Origin of the sequence: Mesorhizobium sp. B1-1-1, assembly GCF_006442955.1 — a bacterium.
GTDB lineage: Bacteria > Pseudomonadota > Alphaproteobacteria > Rhizobiales > Rhizobiaceae > Mesorhizobium.
Genome location: NZ_VFWW01000003.1, coordinates 232985 through 252520, shown reverse-complemented (window position 1 = coordinate 252520; position 19536 = coordinate 232985). Strand labels below are relative to the sequence as shown.

17 protein-coding genes are annotated in these 19536 nt (G+C 64.8%); 7 read left to right on the top strand and 10 right to left on the bottom strand.

Annotated features, from left to right (window positions below; all coding sequences use genetic code 11):
- Window positions 1–12: 12 nt before the first annotated feature.
- From FJ986_RS06805 to FJ986_RS06790, 4 genes are all read right to left on the bottom strand, one after another.
- The gene (locus FJ986_RS06805; RefSeq protein ID WP_140673799.1) at window positions 13–1746 is read right to left on the bottom strand and encodes a SulP family inorganic anion transporter; all 1734 of its coding nucleotides are present in this window, start codon (window positions 1744–1746) and stop codon (window positions 13–15) included.
- Window positions 1747–1813: 67 nt separating this feature from the next.
- The gene (locus FJ986_RS06800) at window positions 1814–2092 is read right to left on the bottom strand and encodes a helix-turn-helix transcriptional regulator (protein WP_140491757.1); all 279 of its coding nucleotides are present in this window, start codon (window positions 2090–2092) and stop codon (window positions 1814–1816) included.
- Between the two features lie 290 nt (window positions 2093–2382).
- On the bottom strand, window positions 2383–3084 hold the full coding sequence (locus FJ986_RS06795; RefSeq protein WP_140662564.1) for a phosphatase PAP2 family protein: 702 nt from the start codon (window positions 3082–3084) through the stop codon (window positions 2383–2385).
- Between the two features lie 31 nt (window positions 3085–3115).
- Window positions 3116–3454, bottom strand: coding sequence for a hypothetical protein (locus FJ986_RS06790; RefSeq protein WP_140493450.1), 339 nt, complete (start codon window positions 3452–3454; stop codon window positions 3116–3118).
- A 159-nt stretch (window positions 3455–3613) separates the two neighbouring features.
- Here FJ986_RS06790 and FJ986_RS06785 point away from each other — a divergent pair, with 159 nt between their 5' ends.
- Window positions 3614–5005, top strand: a complete 1392-nt coding sequence (locus tag FJ986_RS06785; RefSeq protein WP_140491753.1) for a sensor histidine kinase — start codon at window positions 3614–3616, stop codon at window positions 5003–5005.
- Window positions 5002–5658: a response regulator transcription factor gene (locus FJ986_RS06780; RefSeq protein ID WP_140491751.1), complete on the top strand. Its 657-nt coding sequence runs from the start codon at window positions 5002–5004 to the stop codon at window positions 5656–5658. The genes FJ986_RS06785 and FJ986_RS06780 overlap by 4 nt, the downstream gene beginning before the upstream one ends.
- A 190-nt stretch (window positions 5659–5848) precedes the next feature.
- On the opposite strand, the gene FJ986_RS06775 is transcribed toward FJ986_RS06780, so the two are convergent.
- Window positions 5849–6295 (bottom strand): hypothetical protein, encoded by a 447-nt coding sequence (locus tag FJ986_RS06775; protein ID WP_348640443.1) that lies wholly within the window; start codon window positions 6293–6295, stop codon window positions 5849–5851.
- Window positions 6296–6626: 331 nt separating this feature from the next.
- Between FJ986_RS06775 and FJ986_RS06770 the strand changes: the two genes are divergently transcribed.
- Entirely contained in the window at window positions 6627–8630 is a 2004-nt protein-coding gene (locus FJ986_RS06770) for a PhoX family phosphatase (protein ID WP_140673795.1), read from the top strand.
- Window positions 8631–8689: 59 nt separating this feature from the next.
- On the opposite strand, the gene FJ986_RS06765 is transcribed toward FJ986_RS06770, so the two are convergent.
- The gene (locus tag FJ986_RS06765; RefSeq protein WP_140673793.1) at window positions 8690–9871 is read right to left on the bottom strand and encodes an NAD(P)/FAD-dependent oxidoreductase; all 1182 of its coding nucleotides are present in this window, start codon (window positions 9869–9871) and stop codon (window positions 8690–8692) included.
- 331 nt (window positions 9872–10202) lie between these two features.
- Between FJ986_RS06765 and FJ986_RS06760 the strand changes: the two genes are divergently transcribed.
- Window positions 10203–11240 (top strand): phosphatidylglycerol lysyltransferase domain-containing protein, encoded by a 1038-nt coding sequence (locus tag FJ986_RS06760; protein ID WP_140559137.1) that lies wholly within the window; start codon window positions 10203–10205, stop codon window positions 11238–11240.
- A 31-nt stretch (window positions 11241–11271) separates the two neighbouring features.
- On the opposite strand, the gene FJ986_RS06755 is transcribed toward FJ986_RS06760, so the two are convergent.
- Both FJ986_RS06755 and FJ986_RS06750 read right to left on the bottom strand, forming a co-directional pair.
- Window positions 11272–12033, bottom strand: coding sequence for an ABC transporter permease (locus FJ986_RS06755; protein ID WP_140551751.1), 762 nt, complete (start codon window positions 12031–12033; stop codon window positions 11272–11274).
- Window positions 12030–12956, bottom strand: coding sequence for an ABC transporter ATP-binding protein (locus FJ986_RS06750; RefSeq protein ID WP_140655140.1), 927 nt, complete (start codon window positions 12954–12956; stop codon window positions 12030–12032). Before FJ986_RS06750 ends, FJ986_RS06755 begins: the two co-directional genes overlap by 4 nt.
- 202 nt (window positions 12957–13158) lie before the next feature.
- Between FJ986_RS06750 and FJ986_RS06745 the strand changes: the two genes are divergently transcribed.
- The 3 genes from FJ986_RS06745 to FJ986_RS06735 all read left to right on the top strand — a co-directional run bounded on the left by FJ986_RS06745 (window position 13159) and on the right by FJ986_RS06735 (window position 18292).
- Window positions 13159–14520 carry a cytochrome ubiquinol oxidase subunit I gene (locus FJ986_RS06745; RefSeq protein WP_140491737.1) on the top strand — a complete coding sequence of 454 codons (1362 nt, stop codon included), beginning with the start codon at window positions 13159–13161 and terminating at the stop codon, window positions 14518–14520.
- A gap of 13 nt (window positions 14521–14533) precedes the next feature.
- Entirely contained in the window at window positions 14534–15538 is a 1005-nt protein-coding gene (locus FJ986_RS06740) for a cytochrome d ubiquinol oxidase subunit II (RefSeq protein WP_140662561.1), read from the top strand.
- A gap of 141 nt (window positions 15539–15679) precedes the next feature.
- Entirely contained in the window at window positions 15680–18292 is a 2613-nt protein-coding gene (locus tag FJ986_RS06735; protein ID WP_140673791.1) for a mechanosensitive ion channel family protein, read from the top strand.
- Window positions 18293–18385: 93 nt separating this feature from the next.
- Here FJ986_RS06735 and msrA read toward each other — a convergent pair whose 3' ends face one another.
- Both msrA and FJ986_RS06725 read right to left on the bottom strand, forming a co-directional pair.
- A complete protein-coding gene (gene msrA / locus FJ986_RS06730) occupies window positions 18386–19111 on the bottom strand; it encodes a peptide-methionine (S)-S-oxide reductase MsrA (protein ID WP_140673789.1) in 726 nt (241 codons plus the stop codon).
- Window positions 19112–19244: 133 nt separating this feature from the next.
- Window positions 19245–19523 carry a hypothetical protein gene (locus tag FJ986_RS06725; RefSeq protein WP_140628472.1) on the bottom strand — a complete coding sequence of 93 codons (279 nt, stop codon included), beginning with the start codon at window positions 19521–19523 and terminating at the stop codon, window positions 19245–19247.
- Window positions 19524–19536: the final 13 nt, after the last annotated feature.

Sequence of the window (19536 nt, the reverse complement as noted above, 5' to 3'; positions counted from 1 at the left end):
GCAGAATGCAAGCTACTGCGCTGCCCTCTTCCCCTCCAACTGCGCCTGCGCTGCCCGGATCGAGGCGGCGTAGGTCACCAGCGGGCGCTTGAGGCCGTGGTTGATCAGCGTGCGTCTTGTCTGCGGCGAAGCGCCAGATATGACAAAGCGCACGCCGGCGCGCCTGGCCTTGTGCGCCGCACCCTCAATGACATTGGCCGCGGTCGAATCGAAGAACGGCACCGCCGAGCAGTCGAGGATGAAGTTCTTGCGCTGGTCGGCGATGCGGTCGAGCACCGCGCCGACGGTCGAAGCGGCGCCGAAGAAGAATGCGCCGGAGATGCGGTAGACGACGGTGTCGGCGTCGGTCGCGTCCCTGGAATCATAGACGCTCTCGCGGTCGGCGACGTCCTCAGGCACCAGCGTCTGGTCGGCCTCGACGGCGATGGATTTCGCCATGCGGTCGATGAACAGGATCGAGCCCAGCGCGAAGCCGACAACGATGCCTTCGGTCAAGTCGCGGAAGACCACGATCAGGAAGGTGGCCATCAGCACCAGCGCATCGCCGCGCGAGGCGCGCAGCAGCGTGGCGAAAGCCTGCTTCTCGAACATGTTCCAGCACACCACCGCCAGCACGCCGGCGAGGGCGGAGAGCGGGATGTAGCTGGCGAGCGGCGCTGCCGCCAGCATCAGGACGAGCAGGATCATGGAGTGGATCATGCCCGAAACCGGCCCGTGCGCGCCGGCCCGCACATTGGTGGCGGTACGGGCAATGGTGCCGGTGGTGCAGATGCCGCCGAACAGGGCCGAGGCGATGTTGGCGAAGCCTTGCGCCACCAGTTCGCAGTTGGAACGGTGCCGGCGGCCGGTCATGCCGTCGGCGACGACGGCCGACAGCAAGGATTCGATGGCGCCTAGCAACGCGAAGGCGATGGCGTCCGGCAGCACGTCGATCATCCTGTCGAGGCTGACGGGGGGAAGCGCCGGCCATTGCAGGCTGCGCGGGATCCCGCCAAAGCGCGTGCCGATCGTCTCGGCCGGCAGCGCAAACAGCGCCACCGCGAGCGACGCCAGACCGATGGCGATCAACATCGCCGGCCATTTCGGCCGCCAGCGCTTCAGGAAAGCGATGGTTGCGATTGTCAGCACCGCCACGAAGGTCGCCGCGAGATTGATCGTGCCGGCCGCCTCGCCGATCGCCGTCAGCTTCGGCACCAGCGGGCCTGGCTCCTTGCCGGCGAGCTTCAGCCCGAACAATTCGACGATCTGGCCCGAGAAGATGATGACGGCGATACCGGCGGTAAAGCCGACCGTCACCGGATAGGGAATGAACTTTATGTAGGTGCCGAGCCGCAGGTACCCGATGGCGATGAGGAAGATGCCGGCCATCATCGTCGCCAGCAACAGCCCGTCCACGCCGACCCGCGCGACCGTCGCCGCCACCAGCACGATGAAGGCGCCCGCGGGGCCGCCGATCTGGAAACGGCTGCCGCCGAACGCCGAGATGATGAAGCCGCCGATGATCGATGTGTAGAGCCCGCGCTCCGGCGTCACCCCGGATGCGATGGCGATTGCCATCGACAGCGGCAAGGCGACGATGGCGACGGTCAGCCCGGCGATGGCATCGGCCCTGAGATGTTCGAGCCTGTAGCCTTCGCGCCAGACCGTTACCAGTTTCGGTGTGAACAGTTCGGAAAAAGTCGGCTTTGCCGGCCCATGGGTCGGTTTGCGCGCGCTTTCGTTGAGTGTCTGCCCGATCTCGTCCATGGACTGCCTTCCGCACCTGAAAGGCGGCGGGATCGTCGGCAGGACTGTCGGCGGTCGCCGTCGCGACTTATGCCGGCTCAGCTTTCGGATTGGGCGGCACGGCAGGCTTGAGGCGCACGCCCCGGCCGCCGCGCTCACTGGGTTGATTCTCGCCGATCAGCTCCACCCCGGCCTCGTCGAGGGCCTGGATGACCTTCATCAGCGTATCGACCACACCCCTGACCACGCCGTCGCTCGCTTCCATGCGCTGGATGGTGGGAAGCGAAACGCCGGCGCGCTCGGCGAGCGTCTTCTGATCGATGCCGGCCAGCGCCCTCGCGGCGCGCATCTGCGCGGCAGTGATCATCGGCCGGGATCCCCGTCTGAGTCTGCGGATATGATGTATAATACGATCATTATGATGTTTCAAGCATCAGCATGCACGCTTGAGCCTTGATCATCATCGCTGTCGAGCGTTTTTCGGATACATCCCGAACATTGAGAGCTATGGTGTTCCATCTGGGGCAGGGGATAACGTGGTTGACCATTTTCAAGACATTGACGACATCGGCATGCCTGGTATCGGTGGTCCTTCTGCTAACGGGCTGCGGACACTTGATCAACCGGCTGATCTGACCGCTTCCCGGTCGAGCGTCGTCAGACGTCGTCACGCACCACCCTGCGCCGTTGCAGGACCCTTGCCGCCAACCAGCACAGCATGGCCCAGGCAAAGCCCGCGCACCAGCCGGCCAGCACGTCCGACGGCCAGTGGACGCCGAGATAGATGCGGCTGATGCCGACCAGCACCGTCGTCAGCACGGCGAGCGCCAGAACATAGATCTTCGTCGTCCGGCCATGCAGGAAGCGCGCCGCAAGCGAGCCCAATGTGAGATAGGTCACCGCCGAAAGCATCGCGTGGCCGCTCGGGAAGGAAAGCGAGGTCTCGTTGACCAGATGCGAGACGAGTTCGGGCCGCGGCCGGTCGACGCCGAGCTTCAGGAGGCTCGACAGCATCTGGCCGCCCGCCACGGCGACGAAGATGAGAAGCGCGGTCCCGGGCCTGCGGATCAACAGCAGATAGATGATCGTCGCCGCCGTGATCAGCACCAGCACGCTGGTGCTGCCGAGGCTCGTGATGTCGCGCATCGCCCCTTCCATCCATGGCGGGCCGATCGGGATACCGGGTTGGCCGGCCTGGCGGAAGGCAAGCATGATTTCAGCGTCGAAGGCGTGCGGCGTGGTGGCCCGTGCCACCTCCATCAACTCCACGAAGCCCCACAGGCCGGCGGCGACGACAAGGCCGGCCAGCAGCACCGGGAATTCGACCCGGCTCAGCAGAGCCTTTGCCGCAGTCTTCATCGAACCTCGTTTCGCAACCATGGTTTGCCGGTCATCGGCCTTGCACATAGGGCCCGAGCGTGATCAGCGCCACGGCGGCAATCGCCAGCACGATGCCGGCCGCTTGCAGCGTATTGATGCGCTCGCCGAAGAATATCAGCGCCACCAGATTGACCGATACCAGCTGGATGACGGCCGACAGGCTGAACGACACCGACATGCCGAACTCGCGAATCAGCCGCAGCATGATCAGGTTGCCCAGCGAATAGAGCGCAAGCGTCAGCACGATCTTGCCCAGGCTGGGCGCCATCCCCCATTGCTTGGCGGCCGCCGCCGCCAGCAGAAAGATCACGGTCGAAAGACCGAGCTGAAGTAACCCCGAAAAACTCACCCTGCCCTCGATATTGATGCCGGTCGTCCGTGCCTTGTTTCGCAAGCGCGTCGGGACGTCAAGCAGCTGCCGTGGGACCAGGCTCTTGTGTCGGCAGGACCGAAGCGCCAAAGTCGCGGCCACTACCCTGCCCCTGCGGGTGGGGGCGAGGAGCGTGGCGTGCGATTTCTCGAAACCTTGTCGCGGCGCTGGAACGGGCTTACGCTGGCGCTGCAGTTCATCATTGCCGGCGGCTTCGGGCTGCTTGCGGTGATGCTGGTGGTCGGCTTCTGGGTCACCGCGCAAATCCGCGAAAGCGTGCTCCACAATTCAGCGGCCACGACTGCCCTTTATGTCGACAGCGTGATCGCTCCGCTGCTCCCCGATCTGCGCACGAACCATCAGCTCGATGACGCCGTCAAACGGGCGCTTGACGAGACCCTCGGCCAAGGCGCGCTCGGCAAACGGCTGTTTTCCTTCAAGCTGTGGCGTCGGGACGGCACGGTGCTGTATTCGAAGGACACGGCCTTGATCGGCCGGCAGTTCGGCCCGAGCGCCAACCTGCGTGCCGCCTTCGCCGGGAATGTCGTCGCCGAGTTCAACGAGCTAGGCGACGAGGACGACAAGGAGGAGAGGGCCGCGGGCGTGCCGCTGCTGGAAATCTACAATCCAGTCCGCGAACCCTGGTCGGGCGAGGTGGTCGCCGTCACCGAATTCTACGAGATCGCCGACGATTTCCAGGCGGCTCTGGCTTCCGCCTTGCTGTCGAGCTGGCTGATCGTGGCCGGCGCCACGCTGACGGCGCTGCTGCTGTTGTCGGGGATCGTCATACGTGGCAGCCGCACCATCGACAAGCAGCGCGGCGTTCTGCAGGGCCAGGTCTCCGAGCTGCAGGCGCTGGTTTCGCAAAACCGGGCGCTGCGCCTGCGCGTCCAGCAGGCGTCGCGCCGTGCCACGGCGCTCAATGAACGATACCTGCGTCGCATCGGTGCCGACCTTCATGACGGGCCGGCCCAGCTCGTCGCGCTGGCGGCGCTGCGTGTGGATAGCCCCGCCATTTCCGGCGAGGGTGCCTCCAGCGACAGCCGCAACGCCGAGATCGCCATGATCCGCATGGCGCTGGACGACGCGATGCGTGAAATCCGCGGCATCTGCAACGGCCTTGTCCTGCCGCAGATAGAAACGGCCGCGACCGGCGACATTCTGCGTCTTGCCGTCGACGAGCATCAACGCAGGACCCGCAGTTCCGTGGCGCTGACCCTATCCAGGCAGTTGCCCGAACTGGGCGCTTCGGAGAAGATCAGCATCTATCGCTTCGTCCAGGAGGGGCTGAACAACGCCTACCGTCATGGGCAGGGCAAGGATCAGGAGGTGAAGGCCGGGATGACAGGCGGCAAGTTCTTCGTTGAAGTGTCGGATGGCGGGCCCGGATTCGACCCGAGGCGGGCCGAAGGCCTGGGGCTCGCCGGCATCAGGGAGCGTATCGAAAGCATTGGTGGCCAGTTCGAGACCACGACCGGGCCGCAGGGAACACGATTGATGATTACGCTAGCCGTCGAGGATCAACCATGATCGGTACCATCCGTGTCGCCATTGTCGACGACCACCCTCTGTTTCGCGAAGGCGTTACCCGCAGCCTGTCGGAGATCGGCGGCTTCGAAATGGTGGCCCAGGGCGCCACGGCGCAGGATGCCGAACGCATCGCCTCGACTTTGCAGCCCGACATACTGCTGCTCGACATCAGCATGCCGGGTGACGGCCTTGCGTCGGTGGCCGGCATACTGGGTGCCAATCCCGGACAGAAGATCGTCATGCTGACGGTCTCGGAGGCCAATGCCGACGTGGCGCGGGCGCTGAATGCCGGTGTGCGCGGCTATGTGCTGAAGGGGGTCGGCTCGCGCATGCTGGCCGAAATCCTGCATGGTGTCGCGGCCGGCGAGACCTATGTGTCGCCGACCCTGTCGGCTCGCCTGCTTTCGGACCTGCAATCGCTGCAGCCGGCCAACGGCAGGACGGATCGCCTGCGTCAGCTCACCGGACGCGAGGCCGAGATCCTGCAGCTGGTGGCGGAAGGGCTGAGCAACAAGGAAGTGGCGCTGCGGCTGGCACTGCAGGAAAAAACGGTCAAGCATCACATGACCGGTGTGCTGTCCAAGCTCAACGTCCGCAATCGCACCGAGGCGGCGCTGCTGATGCGCGAAGCGCGGGATCGGGCCGGCAGCTAATCCTGGTCGGCCGCAAGGGATCCCCGGTTTGGGATAACGACACGCATAAATGAAAACCTGAAGCGCGGTGCAGCAGCGGAACGCTCCAGGGCAAAAAAGACGGCCCCTATACGGGGCCGGAGCGACAAGGTCACCTCCGCCGGGGGGCGGCGGAGGTGACACGTAAAGCGGGCGATGCCTATTGCCCGCTCTACAACCCCTTGAGGCGGCTTATATCCGCCGCCGTCGCAGGGCGCTCGACGATCGTGCGGCCCAGAGCGTCGGTCATTTTGAAGCGACCCTTCTCGATCTCTTCCCCGAAGCCGTTAGGGTGCTGCACCACGATCTTGTTGTCGTCTATTTCGACACGATCGCCGGTTGTTGCGTTCACATGCTTGCCGGAGCTGTTGGCACCCTTCCCCTTGCCGTTGTTGCCGGCGCCATTGTTCCCGTTGCCGCCAGCGTTGCCATTGTTGCCTCCGGCGTTGCCATTGTTGCCGCCGCCGTTATTTCCATTGCCGCCATTGCCGTTACCGCCACCACCGCCATTGCCGCTGTTCCCGCCAGGCTTGGCTTGGGCGCTGGACGCGACAATGCCTGCGGCGGAACCGTGAAAATCGAGGTGATAGGGGGCTATGGTCAGCGCCAGTGCCGGCACTGCTCTCAGGGCCAGCCAGCAACAATGAGCCATGATCGAGCTGCGCATCAGTCCCTCACTTGATCGGACCGGCAAAATTCAGAGGCCATCTCGTGCAGGTACGCGACCATCGGCGACATGGCGTGTTCGTGTAAGTGGCCCACGACCGATGCCGCGGCAATCCGGACCTTCGCCCCGATCGGTTTAGGACCTTGGTCCGAGTTTCAAACCGGATGTGGCGCGAGGTTCGCGGTCAAGCTGGCGGGTGCACGAATGTCACGAAAGTGTGACCGATCGTCTATAAGGGGTCGAAACGCGTGACACGCTCCAGCCATCCAGCCAGAGGCAGACCATGACCGACCATCGCTCGCCCGACGCCCGATTCCGCACCAGCCTGCTTGAGGAAAGCAACGGTCCGGCGACCAACCCCACCGAAAACCGCACCATGGGCGAAATCATTGCCGAGCGGTTCTCCCGCCGCGCCTTCCTCAAGGGCTCGCTGGCCGTCTCGGCCATTGCCGCCACCGTCAGCCCGCTGGCGCTCGTGGCCGCCGACGATGCGCGTGCCGCCGAGGGCTCCGCCTTCTCGTTCGAGGAACTCGAAGCCGGTATCGACGACAAGCACCATGTCGCGCCGGGCTACGATGCCGACGTGCTGTTGCGCTGGGGCGATCCGCTGTTTGCCGATTCGCCGGAGTTCGACCCGGCCAGGCAGTCGGCTGAGGCCCAGGCAAGACAATTCGGCTACAACAATGACTATGTCGGCTATATCGGGATCGGTGGCTCCGCCGAGCATGGCCTGCTGGTCGTCAACCACGAATACACCAATCCGCATCTGATGTTCCCGGGCATCGTCAAGATCGTCGAGAAGGACGGCAAGAAGGCGGCCGAACTCGCGCCGCTCTCGAAGGAGCAGGTCGATGTCGAGATGGCGGCACATGGCGGCACCATCGTCGAGATCCGCAAGGAAGGCGGCAAGTGGCAGGTGGTGCGCGACGGCAAGTTGAACCGCCGCATCACCTCCAACACCGAAATGGCGCTGTCGGGCCCGGTCGCCGGTCATGACCGCGTCAAGACCAATGCCGACCCATCCGGCACCAAGGTCATCGGCACATTCAACAACTGCGCCGGCGGCGTCACGCCTTGGGGCACCTATGTCATGGCCGAGGAGAACATCCACGGCTATTTCTCCGGTGAACTGCCGGAAGGCCATAAGGAAGCCGCCAACTACAAGCGCCTCGGCATTCCGGAAGGCGCCTATGAATGGGGCGCGCATTACGATCGTTTCGACCTCGCCAAGGAGCCGAACGAGCCCAACCGTTTCGGCTGGATCGTCGAGGTCGACGTCAACGATCCGACATCCACGCCCAGGAAGCGCACCGCAATGGGCCGCTTCAAGCATGAAGGCGCCGAATCGATCGTCGCCAAGGATGGCCGCGTCGTCTTCTATCTCGGCGACGACGAGCGCTTCGAGTACGTCTACAAATTCGTCACCGCGGGCCGTTTCGATCCGGACGACCGCGCCGCCAACATGAACCTGCTCGATGACGGCACGCTGCATGTCGCCAAATTCGCCGCGGACGGTACGGTGGAATGGCTGCCGATCGTCTTCGGCCAGGGCCCGCTGACGGCCGAGAACGGCTTTGCCGGCCAGGCCGACGTGTTGATCGAGACGCGGCGTGCCGCCGACCTGCTCGGCGCCACCAAGATGGACCGCCCCGAGGACATCCAGCCCAATCGTGTCAACGGCAAGGTCTATGTCATGCTGACCAACAATTCCAAGCGCAAGGCCGACCAGGTCGACGCCGCCAACCCGCGCGCCGACAACGCCTTCGGCCATATCATCGAGATATCGGAGGACGGCGGCGATTTCGCCGGCACCAGGGGCAGATGGGAGGTGCTCCTGAAATGCGGCGATCCGGCGGTTGCCGATGTCGGCGCCACCTTCTCCACCGCCACCACGGCCAATGGCTGGTTCGGCATGCCCGACAATTGCGCGGTCGATTCAGCCGGGCGCCTGTGGGTCGCCACCGACGGCCAAGGGCCGAAGGCTACCGGCCGCACCGACGGCCTGTGGGCGGTCGACACCGAAGGGCCGGCGCGCGCGACGTCAAAACTGTTTTTCCGCGTGCCGATCGGCGCTGAAATGTGCGGGCCGCTGTTTGCGCCCGACGATCAGACCGCCTTCGTCGCCGTCCAGCATCCAGGCGACGGCGGCGAGGATTGGGAGGCGTTCGGCCGCCCGTCCTATTATGAGGATCCGTCGACGCGCTGGCCCGATTTCAAGGCGGACATGCCGGTGCGGCCGGCGGTCGTCGCCATTACCAGGCAAGGCGGCGGCAAGATCGCGATTTAGAGGGCAATTCCAGGAAAGTGGGGTTCCGTCCGACGCGTAAAACGAACCTCCAGCCCGGTTCAGGGGCCGGAATTGGCGATCCGCCGGGCAATCCGCTCGGCGATCGCCTTGGCCTGGATGGCGGCATTGGCGAAGCAGCCGCGGATGCTCGGCCGCATGCCGGTGAACCAGAGGCCAGGCAGTTTCGGATCCGCATCGCCGCCGTTGAAGACCGGAACGCCCTTGCCGTCGAGCACGCCGAGATTGCCGACCATCTGCTCAAGCCCGGTGCGGTAGCCCGTCGCGGCAATGACGATGTCGGGATCGATCAGGCTGCCATTGGCCAGGATGACGCCGTCGCGGGTGAATTCTCGCACCCCCGGCACGACGGTGATCCTGCCCGAGCGGATGGCGTCGATCGCGCCCTCGTCGGCGGCGATCGCTGTGTAGTCGGTGGTCAGGCGGCTGGCGCCGCCCACCGGTGCCGGCGGCACGCCGAATTTCGTCAGGTCGCCGAAAACCAGGCGCTGCGTCAAGGCGATCACCGCATCGGCGACCCGCAAAGGCAACCGCGCCATCAGCGGCGACAGCCGGTGCACGGCAATCTTGCCGATGCGCTTGGGCAGGACCGACGGACCGTTGCGGGCCGACAGCCACAGCGAGGCGGTGCTTGCCTGCGCCAGGTGGTTGAGCGCGTCTATACCCGAATTGCCGGCGCCGACGACCAGCACCTTCTTGCCGGCATAGTCCTTCGCGTCGCCGAAATCCGCCGAATGGATGATGCGGCCGGCGAAATCCCGCATTCCTTTCCAGTCGGGGATGAACGGCTGTCTGTCGCGGCCGGTGGCGATCACGACGTGGCGCGCCAGGCGCATCCCGGCGCTGGTCTCTATCGCCCAGTGGTCGCCCCTGAACAGGACCGCCTCGACGGCGACGCCGAGCTCCACCGGCAGCCGGTTCGCCTCGCTGAAATCGTTCAGATAGCGGATGACGGCGGTTCTGTGGGGGAAGGCGAGCGTGCCCTTCGGATAGGCAAGGCCGGGAAGTGCCGAAAGGTCGCGGTGAGTATTGAGGCGCAGCTGCTGGTGACGCCGATGCCATGGCTCGGCCAACCGGCTCTCCTTTTCCAGGATCGCCGTCGCCACGCCGGCCTTGACCAGCGCCTGCGCTGCCGCGAGACCGGCGGCGCCGGCGCCGATGACGATCGCCGGTTCGATAGTTACCGTCTGGTGCGCTGCCGGTCTGATTGTCGTATCTGCCATTCGCTCACGAACCCCATTCCACCCTTGTGGCGCTTCCGCCGACACCGGCAGAACGCCCTCCCGCGCATGATCCATACAGCAGATCGGCCCCGGATTTCGAGGCCATGCGCCGCACCGCGGTTGCGTCCTATATGGCATATACGCGAGATCGGCGATAATCAGGTCGCGGCAATGTGATTGATTCGAGATCCGGGGGCTGGCGGATCTCTGTTACCGGTACAGGAATCCGAAGTCCTCGAAACGCTTTTTTCGGCTTCCTGTGCAAAATCAAGGCGCCACGGCGTATAGCGTACCCGGGTGCGCGCCGCAGATGCACGCGGAATCTCGACCCATGCCCTCCTTGCGGATCTATCTCGACAAAATCCTCGAGCGTGCCTCGCCAAAGGTCGAGCGCCAGGCGTTCACCCATGCCGAACGGCTGGCGCTGGTGCGCCGCCACGGCGACTTCTCACTCGCCTACTCCTCCGCCGTGCAAGGCAGGCTCTCCTATTTCGGCGACGCCGACGGTTACATCGCCTTCGGCACCAAGATGAAGCATCATTTCGCGCTCGGCGACCCGGTCGCCGATCCGGCCCATCGGGCCGACTATATCAGGCGCTTCGTCGAGACCGCCGGCAGCCCCTGGTTCGTGCAGATCGGCGAACAGTCGGCGCGGGTGCTGGCCGGGCTCGGCTACAAGGTCAACCGGCTGGGCATCGACACCCGTCTGCCGCTGCCCGAACACGATTTTTCCGGCAAGCGCAACGAAACCGTGCGCTACTCCGAGCGCTGGCTGTTGAAGAAGGGCTTTTCGTTCGCCGAGGACAAGCGGACGATCTTTCTCGACGAGATCTCTCGGCTTTCGGCGAACTGGCGCGGCGACCGCATCGTCAAGCGTTGGGAAATGGGCTTCCTCAACCGGCACTTCGCCGATCATGTGGGCGTCGACATGCGCCGCTTCGTGCTGCACGGCCCCGATGGCGAACTGGTCGCCCTGCTCGACTTCGATCCGCTGTTTCGCGGCGGCAAGGTCATCGGCTACACCACAGCCTTCAAGCGCAAGCACATCGACGCCTCGCCGCATGCGGAGGTCGGCCTGACCAAATTCGCCGTCGACCGCTTTCGCGAGGAAGGCATTTCGGTCGTCACGCTCGGGCTGTCGCCGCTGGTCGACGTCGGCCCCAGCGGATTCGCCGAAAGCGATTTCTGGCGCAACGCCTTCCAGCGCGCCTATGATTCGCCCTGGGTCAACCGCCGCCGCTTCAACCTGCAGGGGCAGGCGGCGTTCAAGCGTCGTTTCCACGGCATCGAGGAGCCGGTCTACGTCGCCTTCCGTGAGGGAACCTATGTCGAGATGCTGGGCCTGCTGCGGCTGGTGAAGGCGATCTAGCTCTGACCGCGGTTCAGCGTGGCTTCGCCCCTCAATTCCTCAGCCGGTAGCCGGTCTTGAATATCCAGGCGACGGTCGCCACGCAGATCAGCAGAAACACCACGGTCATGCCGAGGCTGATGCCGACCGAAACGTCCGATTTTCCGAAAAAGCTCCAGCGGAAGCCGCTGATCAGATAGACGACCGGATTGAACAGCGTCACCGTGCGCCAGGCGCCCGGCAGCATGTTGATGGAATAGAAGCTGCCACCGAGGAAGGTCAGCGGCGTGATGATCAGCAGCGGCACCAGTTGCAACTGCTCGAAGCTCCTGGCCCAGATTCCGATGATGAAGCCGAACAGGCTGAAGGTCACCGCCGTCAGCACCAGGAAGGCCAGCATCCAGAACGGATGCTGGATCGAGAGCGGCACGAACAGCGAGGCCGTCGCCAGGATGATCAGGCCGAGGATGATCGACTTTGTGGCGGCGCCCCCGACATAGGCGAGGACGATCTCGAGATAGGAGACCGGAGCCGACAACAGCTCGTAGATCGAGCCGACGAATTTCGGGAAGTAGATGGCGAAGGAGGCGTTGGAGATCGACTGCGTCAAAAGCGACAGCATGATCAGCCCGGGCACGATGAAGGCGCCGTAGCTGATGCCGTCGATCTCGGTGATGCGCGAACCGATGGCCGAGCCGAAGACGACGAAATACAGCGACGTCGACAGCACGGGCGAGACGATGCTCTGCAAAACGGTGCGCAGCGCGCGCGCCATCTCCACCCGGTAGATCGCCCATACCGCGCGCAGGTTCATGGCTCTTGCCTCAGAAGATTGACGAAGATCTCCTCCAGCGAACTGTTCTGCGTGTCCAGGTCGCGGAACTGGATGTCGGCGGCCTCGAGATCGCGGATCAGCGACGCCACGCCCGGCCGGTCGCTCTGGTTGTCATAGGTGTAGGTGATCTGCCCGCCATCCGGCGACAATTCCAGGGCGTAGTGCGAGAAGGCGTCCGGAATGGCGCCGAGCGGGCTGCGCAGTTCCATCACCAGGCGCTTGCGGCCGAGCTTGCGCATCAGTTCGGCCTTGCCCTCGACCAGGATGATCTCGCCGCGGTTGATGACGCCGACGCGGTCGGCCATCGCCTCGGCCTCCTCGATATAGTGGGTGGTGAGGATGATGGTGACGCCGTCCTCGCGCAGCCGCCGCACCATCGCCCACATGTCCTGGCGCAGTTCGACGTCGACGCCGGCCGTCGGCTCGTCGAGGAACAGCACGCGCGGTTCGTGCGACAGCGCCTTGGCGATCATCAGCCGCCGCTTCATGCCGCCCGAAAGCGTGATCGCCTTGGCGTCCTTCTTGTCCCACAGCGACAGGTCGCGCAGCACCTTCTCGACAAAGGCATGGTTTGCCGGCTTGCCGAACAGGCCGCGGCTGTAGTTGACCGTCGCCCAGACGCTCTCGAAGGCATCGATGGTCAGTTCCTGCGGCACCAGCCCGATCAGGCCGCGCGCGGCGCGATAGTCTCTGGTGATGTCGTGGCCATCCACCGTGACGCTGCCAGACGAACGGTTGACGATGCCGCAGACGATGGAGATCAGCGTCGTCTTGCCGGCGCCGTTGGGGCCAAGCAGCGCGAAAATCTCGCCGCGCTCGATGTCGAGATTGATTTCCTTCAGCGCCTTGAAGCCGGTGGCGTAGGTCTTGGTGACCCCGGAAATGGAGATGACAGGCTGCATGGCTGAAAACGGCTGCTTGAAAGAGGACCCCAGATATAGGACGAATGTCGCCGCATGCAACCGCAAGTCAATGCCGTTGCTGACAGTTCTCGACATTGCCGCCGCATGGCGCTGCGGCGTTCCGCCTCGCGGCGGGACGCCGCTTTGACCGGCCGGCCCTACAAGCCTATTCTCCGCTTATTAGAAGCAGCCGGAGCCCGCCATGGACCCGCTCATCCTTTCGCGCATTCAGTTCGGTGCGAATATTTCGTTTCATATTCTGTTTCCAGCCATCACCATCGCACTCGGCTGGGTGCTGCTTTTCTTCAAGCTCCGCTACAACGCGACCAATGATTCGGCCTGGATGCGCGCCTATTTCACCTGGGTGAAGGTGTTCGCATTGTCTTTCGCCATGGGCGTGGTTTCCGGCGTCACCATGAGCTTTCAGTTCGGCACCAACTGGCCGGGCTACATGGAAACGGTCGGCAACATCGCCGGGCCGCTGCTGGCCTACGAAATCCTCACCGCCTTTTTCCTCGAGGCAGCCTTCCTCGGCATCATGCTGTTCGGCTTCCGCCGCGTTTCCAACCGCATCCACACGCTGGCGACCGTGCTGGTGGCCGGCGGCACCACCGTGTCGGCCTTCTGGATCATCGCGCTGAACTCGTGGATGCAGACGCCGGTCGGCTTCGAGATGCGCGACGGCGTCGCCCACGCCGTCGACTGGTGGGCGATCCTCTTCAATCCCTCCATGCCCTACCGTCTCGTCCATATGCTGCTCGCCTCCGGGCTTACGGTATCGTTTCTCATCGCCGGCCTGTCGGCGCTGCGCTACCTCAAGGGCGACCGCTCGGAATCGATGTGGAAGGCGCTGCGCACCGGCGTCTTCACCGCCGCCATCCTCATTCCCATCCAGATCCTTGCCGGCGACCAGCACGGCCTGAACACGCTCGAGCACCAGCCGCAGAAGATCGCCGCCATGGAAGCCAACTGGAACACCGGCCCCAATGTGCCGCTGGTGCTGTTTGCCATTCCGGATGAAGCGGCCAGGGAAAACAGGTTCGAGGTGACCATTCCCAACGGGGCGAGCTGGATCCTGCGGCACAGTGCCAGGGGCGTGGTACCGGGACTCAACGACTATCCCGGCAACCATCCGCCCGTCTTCCCGGTGTTCTGGGGTTTTCGCGTCATGGTCGGCACCGGCCTGTTGATGCTCGCCGTCTCCTGGTCGGCCGCCTTCTTCCTCAAGCGCCGTCATGGCTTGCCGAGGCCGCTGGCGCTGCTCATGGTGCCGATGACCATCTCCGGTTGGGTGGCGACGCTCGCCGGCTGGTATACGACGGAGATCGGCCGCCAGCCCTGGCTGGTGACGGGCGTGCTGAGGACCGCCGACGCCGTCGGCCCGGTGGCCGGCAGCCATGTGGCGCTGACGCTGGCCGTCTATCTCGCTCTCTACGTGCTGTTGCTGATCGCCTATCTCGGCGTTCTGGTCCACCTGGCGCTGAAGGCGGCCAAGGACGGCGACACCTCGCCGCTGCCGGGCGTGCTCAACAAGCCGATGTCGCAGCCCGCGGCTGGCGAGTAGGAGAGAGAGAGAAATGACCTATGACTGGCCGACCCTGCTCCCCCTCATCTTCGCCGGCCTGATGGGCCTCGCCATCCTGATCTATGTCATTCTCGACGGCTTCGATCTCGGCATCGGCATCCTGTTCGCGGCGGCCGAGGACGCCGAGCAGGACACCATGATCGCCGCCATCGGCCCGTTCTGGGATGCCAACGAGACCTGGCTGGTGCTGGCCGTCGGCCTTCTGCTGGTCGCCTTTCCGATGGCGCATGGCGTCATCCTCAGCGCGCTCTATATCCCGGTGTTCGTGCTTCTGGTCGGCCTCATCCTGCGCGGCGTGGCCTTCGACTTCCGCGCCAAGGTGGCGACGGAGCGCAAGCATCGCTGGAACCGCATCTTCTTCCTCGGCTCGCTCATTGCCTCGCTGGCGCAAGGCTATATGCTGGGCGTCTATGTGCTTGGCCTCGACTTCGGCCTGGGCGGCATGGCGTTCGGCGTGCTGGTGGCGTTCTGCCTGGCGGCGGCCTACGCCGCGATGGGGGCGGCCTGGGTCATCTACAAGGCCGAAGGCGACTTGCAGAAGAAGGCGGTGCGCTGGCTGCGCACTACATTGGTGCTGACCGCGCTCGGCATGGCTGCCGTGTCGCTGGCCACGCCCTTCGCCAGCCCGCGCATCTTCGCCAAATGGTTCGTCCTGCCCGAAATGCTCTATCTGTCGCCGCTGCCGATCGTGTCGGCGCTGCTGTTCCTGGGGCTGTGGCGGCAGACCTCTCATCTGCCCAGGCCCGACGACCGCCATTCGCTGACGCCGTTCCTGACCCTGGCCGCCATCTTCGCGCTGGGCTTTGCCGGGCTCGCCTGGTCGTTCTATCCGTTCGTGGTGCCCGACAGGCTGACCATCTGGCAGGCGGCTTCCGCACCCGAAAGCCTGGCCATCATCCTGGCCGGCACCGTGGTCGTGCTGCCGATCATCATCTTCTATTCCTTCTATGCCTACCGCGTGTTCGGCGGCAAGGCGAGGGACCTGACCTACGATTGAAGGGCCAGGCGACGGCGCGAAATCATCGCCTCCGCCTGCCGCCTGTCGCCTGCCGGAAAGACAATATTCATCTTCACGCGGAATAACCTTCCGCGACATGCTGCGGCCTGATGGCAGCGGTCCGAGAAGAAGGGCAATGCAATGCGCGGTGTCCCGGTTGCCTCGATAGAACACGATCCGCAGGCGCGGCAGCGCTACGCAGTTTTCCCGGGAAAATCGCTACGCCGCTTTCCTGGAATTGCTCTGGTCCTGATCCGCCTGGTCACGCTGATCGCCGCGCTTGCGCTGGCCGGCCTGCTGCCTGTCATTCAGCCCGCTTATGCCCAGCAGACGGCCAACTGGGCCGGTGTTTGGGACACCAAATGGCGCGGCGGCGGCGCCCAGATCACCTTCGAGCAGGACGGCGCCGAGGTGAAGGGCGTCTATCCCCTGTATGGCGGCCGCATCGAAGCCAAGGCCGAAGGCGAAAAGCTGTTCGGCCGCTGGTTCGAGGGCAGTCGCCAGGGCGAGTTCAGCTTCGTCATGGCGCCGGACAGCGCCAGCTTCATGGGCCGTTTCGAATCCGCCACCGCCGAATGGTGGACGGGCGTGCGCGTCGACGCCGCCGAGACCCTCAAGGTCGACCAGACCAGCCCCATGACGACGATGCGCTCGTTCCTGCAGACCATGAACGAGAGCGGCGCCGACAATGTGCCGCGCGCCACCGGCGGCGGCATGGGCCTTGCCGCGCTGGCGGCCGGCCTCGTCGACGTCACGGAGGCCGATCGCGGCGGCCTCAACATGCCCGATTACACCAAGCTCCTGTTTTCGGTGATCGACAACGCCACCTTGCGCCTGTGGAACCTGCCGCATGATGCGATCCCCGGCGACGAGGTGACAGCCAGGCTGCAGCAATATGGCAGCAAGGTTTTCTTCGACGTCACCTTCCGCCGCAAGGCCGGCGAATGGTTCATCGTCGGGCCGCAGCTCGCCGTGCTGCAGGCCAAGCTCGCCGAGTTCCAGGCGGCGCGTGGCGAAGCCCCCGACATGGTCGACGATCCGGCCAAGCTCGCCTCGCCGCGCGACACGTTCAAGATGCTGCTCGGCGGCATCGCCGACCAGAATGGCGGTTCGACGCAAACGGCGCTCGACATGCGCGGTTACAATCCGGCGGTGCGGTCCGACGAGGCGGTTCTGCTCGAGAGCTATCTCAAGAAAGTCATCGACCGCATCGGCTACGTCTACTGGCAGGAAATTCCCGACGATCCCCAAAGCAACACGCCCTATGTGTATTTCGAGCATCCGGCCGGCAACATCGTCGTCGCTCCGGTGGGGACGGAGAAAGGCGGCAAGCTGTGGAAATTCACGCCGGAAACGCTGGCCAACATCCGCACGCTCTATGCCGATATCGAGGATGCGCCGGTGGCGCCGGAATTCACCGCCTTCGCCAGCAACGATCCCTTCTTCGCCACCAGGGGCCTTGCCCGTGAGATCAGCCCTGCCCTTTTGACCCGCGCCGGGCCGATCGAACGCTGGCAATGGCTGGGGCTCGGCATTGCCGGGCTTGCCGGCATCGCCTTCGGCTTCCTTGCCAACGCGGTGATCGTGTTCTTCGCCGGCCGCGGCAGGAGTTCCGGGCGGGCCGGCTTCTTCCGCGTCGTCGAATGGGCGGTGCGCTCGATCTTCCTCGGCCTGTTCCTGCTGTTTGCGCTGCGGCCGCTCGGCTTGCCGCAGGTGATCGCGGCATCCGCCAAGGCGGCGGCCTGGAGCCTGATCCTGATCGGCGCGGTTCCCGTCGTCTGGCACCTGATCGGCAAGATCGCCGAGCGCTACCGCGCCACCTTCAACGTGCCCGGCTACCACGAGACGCTGATCTCGCTGCTGACCGGCGTGGCGCGCATCGCCGCCCTGGTGGTCGCCTTCCTGCTCCTGGCCGAGGTGCTGGCGATCCCCTATCAGGGCGTGCTGGCCGGCCTCGGCATTGGCGGCCTGGCGGTGGCGCTGGCGGCGCAGCCGACGCTGCAGAATTTTCTTTCCGGCCTGACGCTCTATGCCGACCGGCCGGTCAGCGTCGGTGACTTCTGCAAGTTCGGCAACCAGTCCGGCACCATCGAGCATATCGGCATGCGCTCGACCCGCATCCGCTCGGTCGACCGCACGGTGATCTCGGTGCCCAATTCCGACTTCGCCGGCATGCAGATCGAGAACTACGCCCATCGCGACCGCACCCGCTTCGCCACCACGCTGCAATTGCGCTACGAGACGACGCCCGACCAGCTGCGCTACACGCTGGCGGCGCTGCGCAAGCTCCTGATCGCTCATCCGCGCGTCATCGACGACCCGTGCCGCGTGCGCTTCGTCGGCTTCGGCCCCTATTCGCTCGACATCGAGGTCTTCACCTACATCACGACCGCGGATGGCTCGGAGTTTCTCGCCATCCGCGAGGACATATTGCTGTCGATGATCGCGGTGATGGACGAGGCCGGCGCCCAGTTCGCATTCCCGGCGCAGCTGGAATACAGCGCCGCCGACCTGCCGCTCGACCAGGAAAAGCGCATCGCCGCGGAAAAGCGGGTCAGCGCCTGGCGCGAGGAGGAAAAACTGCCTTTCCCCGATTTCAGCCAGCTCGACAGGCTGGAGCTCAACGACAGCCTGCCCTATCCGCCGCAGGGCTCGGTGCAATACCGCGAAGCCCAGGCCGCCCCGGCCACGGTCGAAGCCAAGGCCTCGCTGGAGAAGGCGCGCTGGAGCCTGCCGTGGCGGAAGAGGGTGTAGCCTTCTTCGCAGGAGAGGCCGCGATCCCTCGCGCCCCCTCTGGCCGGCAGGGCAGCAGGAGGCGCTTCCCGCCAGCGCCTCCGCTTCTGAACCTCAATTGCTGGCCGACAGCACCAGCACCGGCTTGTCGCTGTAAAGCTTCGGGAACAGCGTCTTCAAATTCGCCACCTTTGGCAGGTCGTTGTAGACGATGTAGGGATAGGTCGGATTGAGCGTCAGGAAATCCTGGTGGTACTCCTCGGCCGGATAGAAGGTCTTGCCGGTTTCGATCGTGGTGACGATGGGTTTGCCGAACAGCTTGGCCTGGTCGAGCTGGGCGATGTAGTTCTGCGCGATCTTCTTCTGCGTGTCGTTTTCGGCGAAGATCGTCGAGCGGTACTGCGTGCCGGAGTCGGGACCCTGATAATTGAGCTGGGTCGGATTGTGGGCGACCGAGAAATACACCTGCAGCAGCTGGCCATAGGTGACTTTGGAGGGATCGTAGGTGATCTCGACGGATTCGGCATGGCCGGTGCGGCCGGTGCCGACCGTCTCGTAGACGGCGTCGTCCTTGGCGCCGCCGGTATAGCCCGAGACCGCCTTGGTGACGCCCTTGACGTGCTGGAACACGCCCTGCACGCCCCAGAAGCAGCCGCCGGCGAAGACTGCCGTCTCGCTGCCGCCCGCGGCCTTTTCATCCAGCGCCGGCGGCGGGATCGCCACGGCGTCTTCCGCCGAAACCGCTGGGGTGAGCCAGAAGGCGGCGCCCGCGACGGCGAGCGCGAGGGCCGCGAGCGCGCCGCGGACGAAGCCGCTCGAACGGTTCTTGATGTCGGTCATGGTTGCACTCCTCATGGCTTGCATAGGGTCCAGTCTATTGAATTGGCGGAGCCGGCGCGATGCGCGAGTTGCGGCGGAGGCTCACATTCTCGTGCGGCCCCAGCGGGTGCGTAACTCTCCGCCGCGGCTTGACCTAGTTGGCAGGCTTCATCGCATCCGTCGCCGGCTTCATCGCGTCGACCGCCGGCTTCATGGCGTCCGCCGGTTTCATAGCATCGGCGGCGGGCTTCATGGCATTGGTGGCCATCGGGTCGGCCGGCTTCATCGCATCGGTTGCCGGTTTCATCGCGTCGGCGGCGGGTTTCATGGCGTTGGTGGCCTCGTCGGCACGGGCGATGCCGCCTGCCAGCAATGCCGTCGAGCACAAAGCGAGCGCAAGCGCCGGCAGCGTCAGGCGGGAAAGAACGGTCATGATGGTCTCCTTG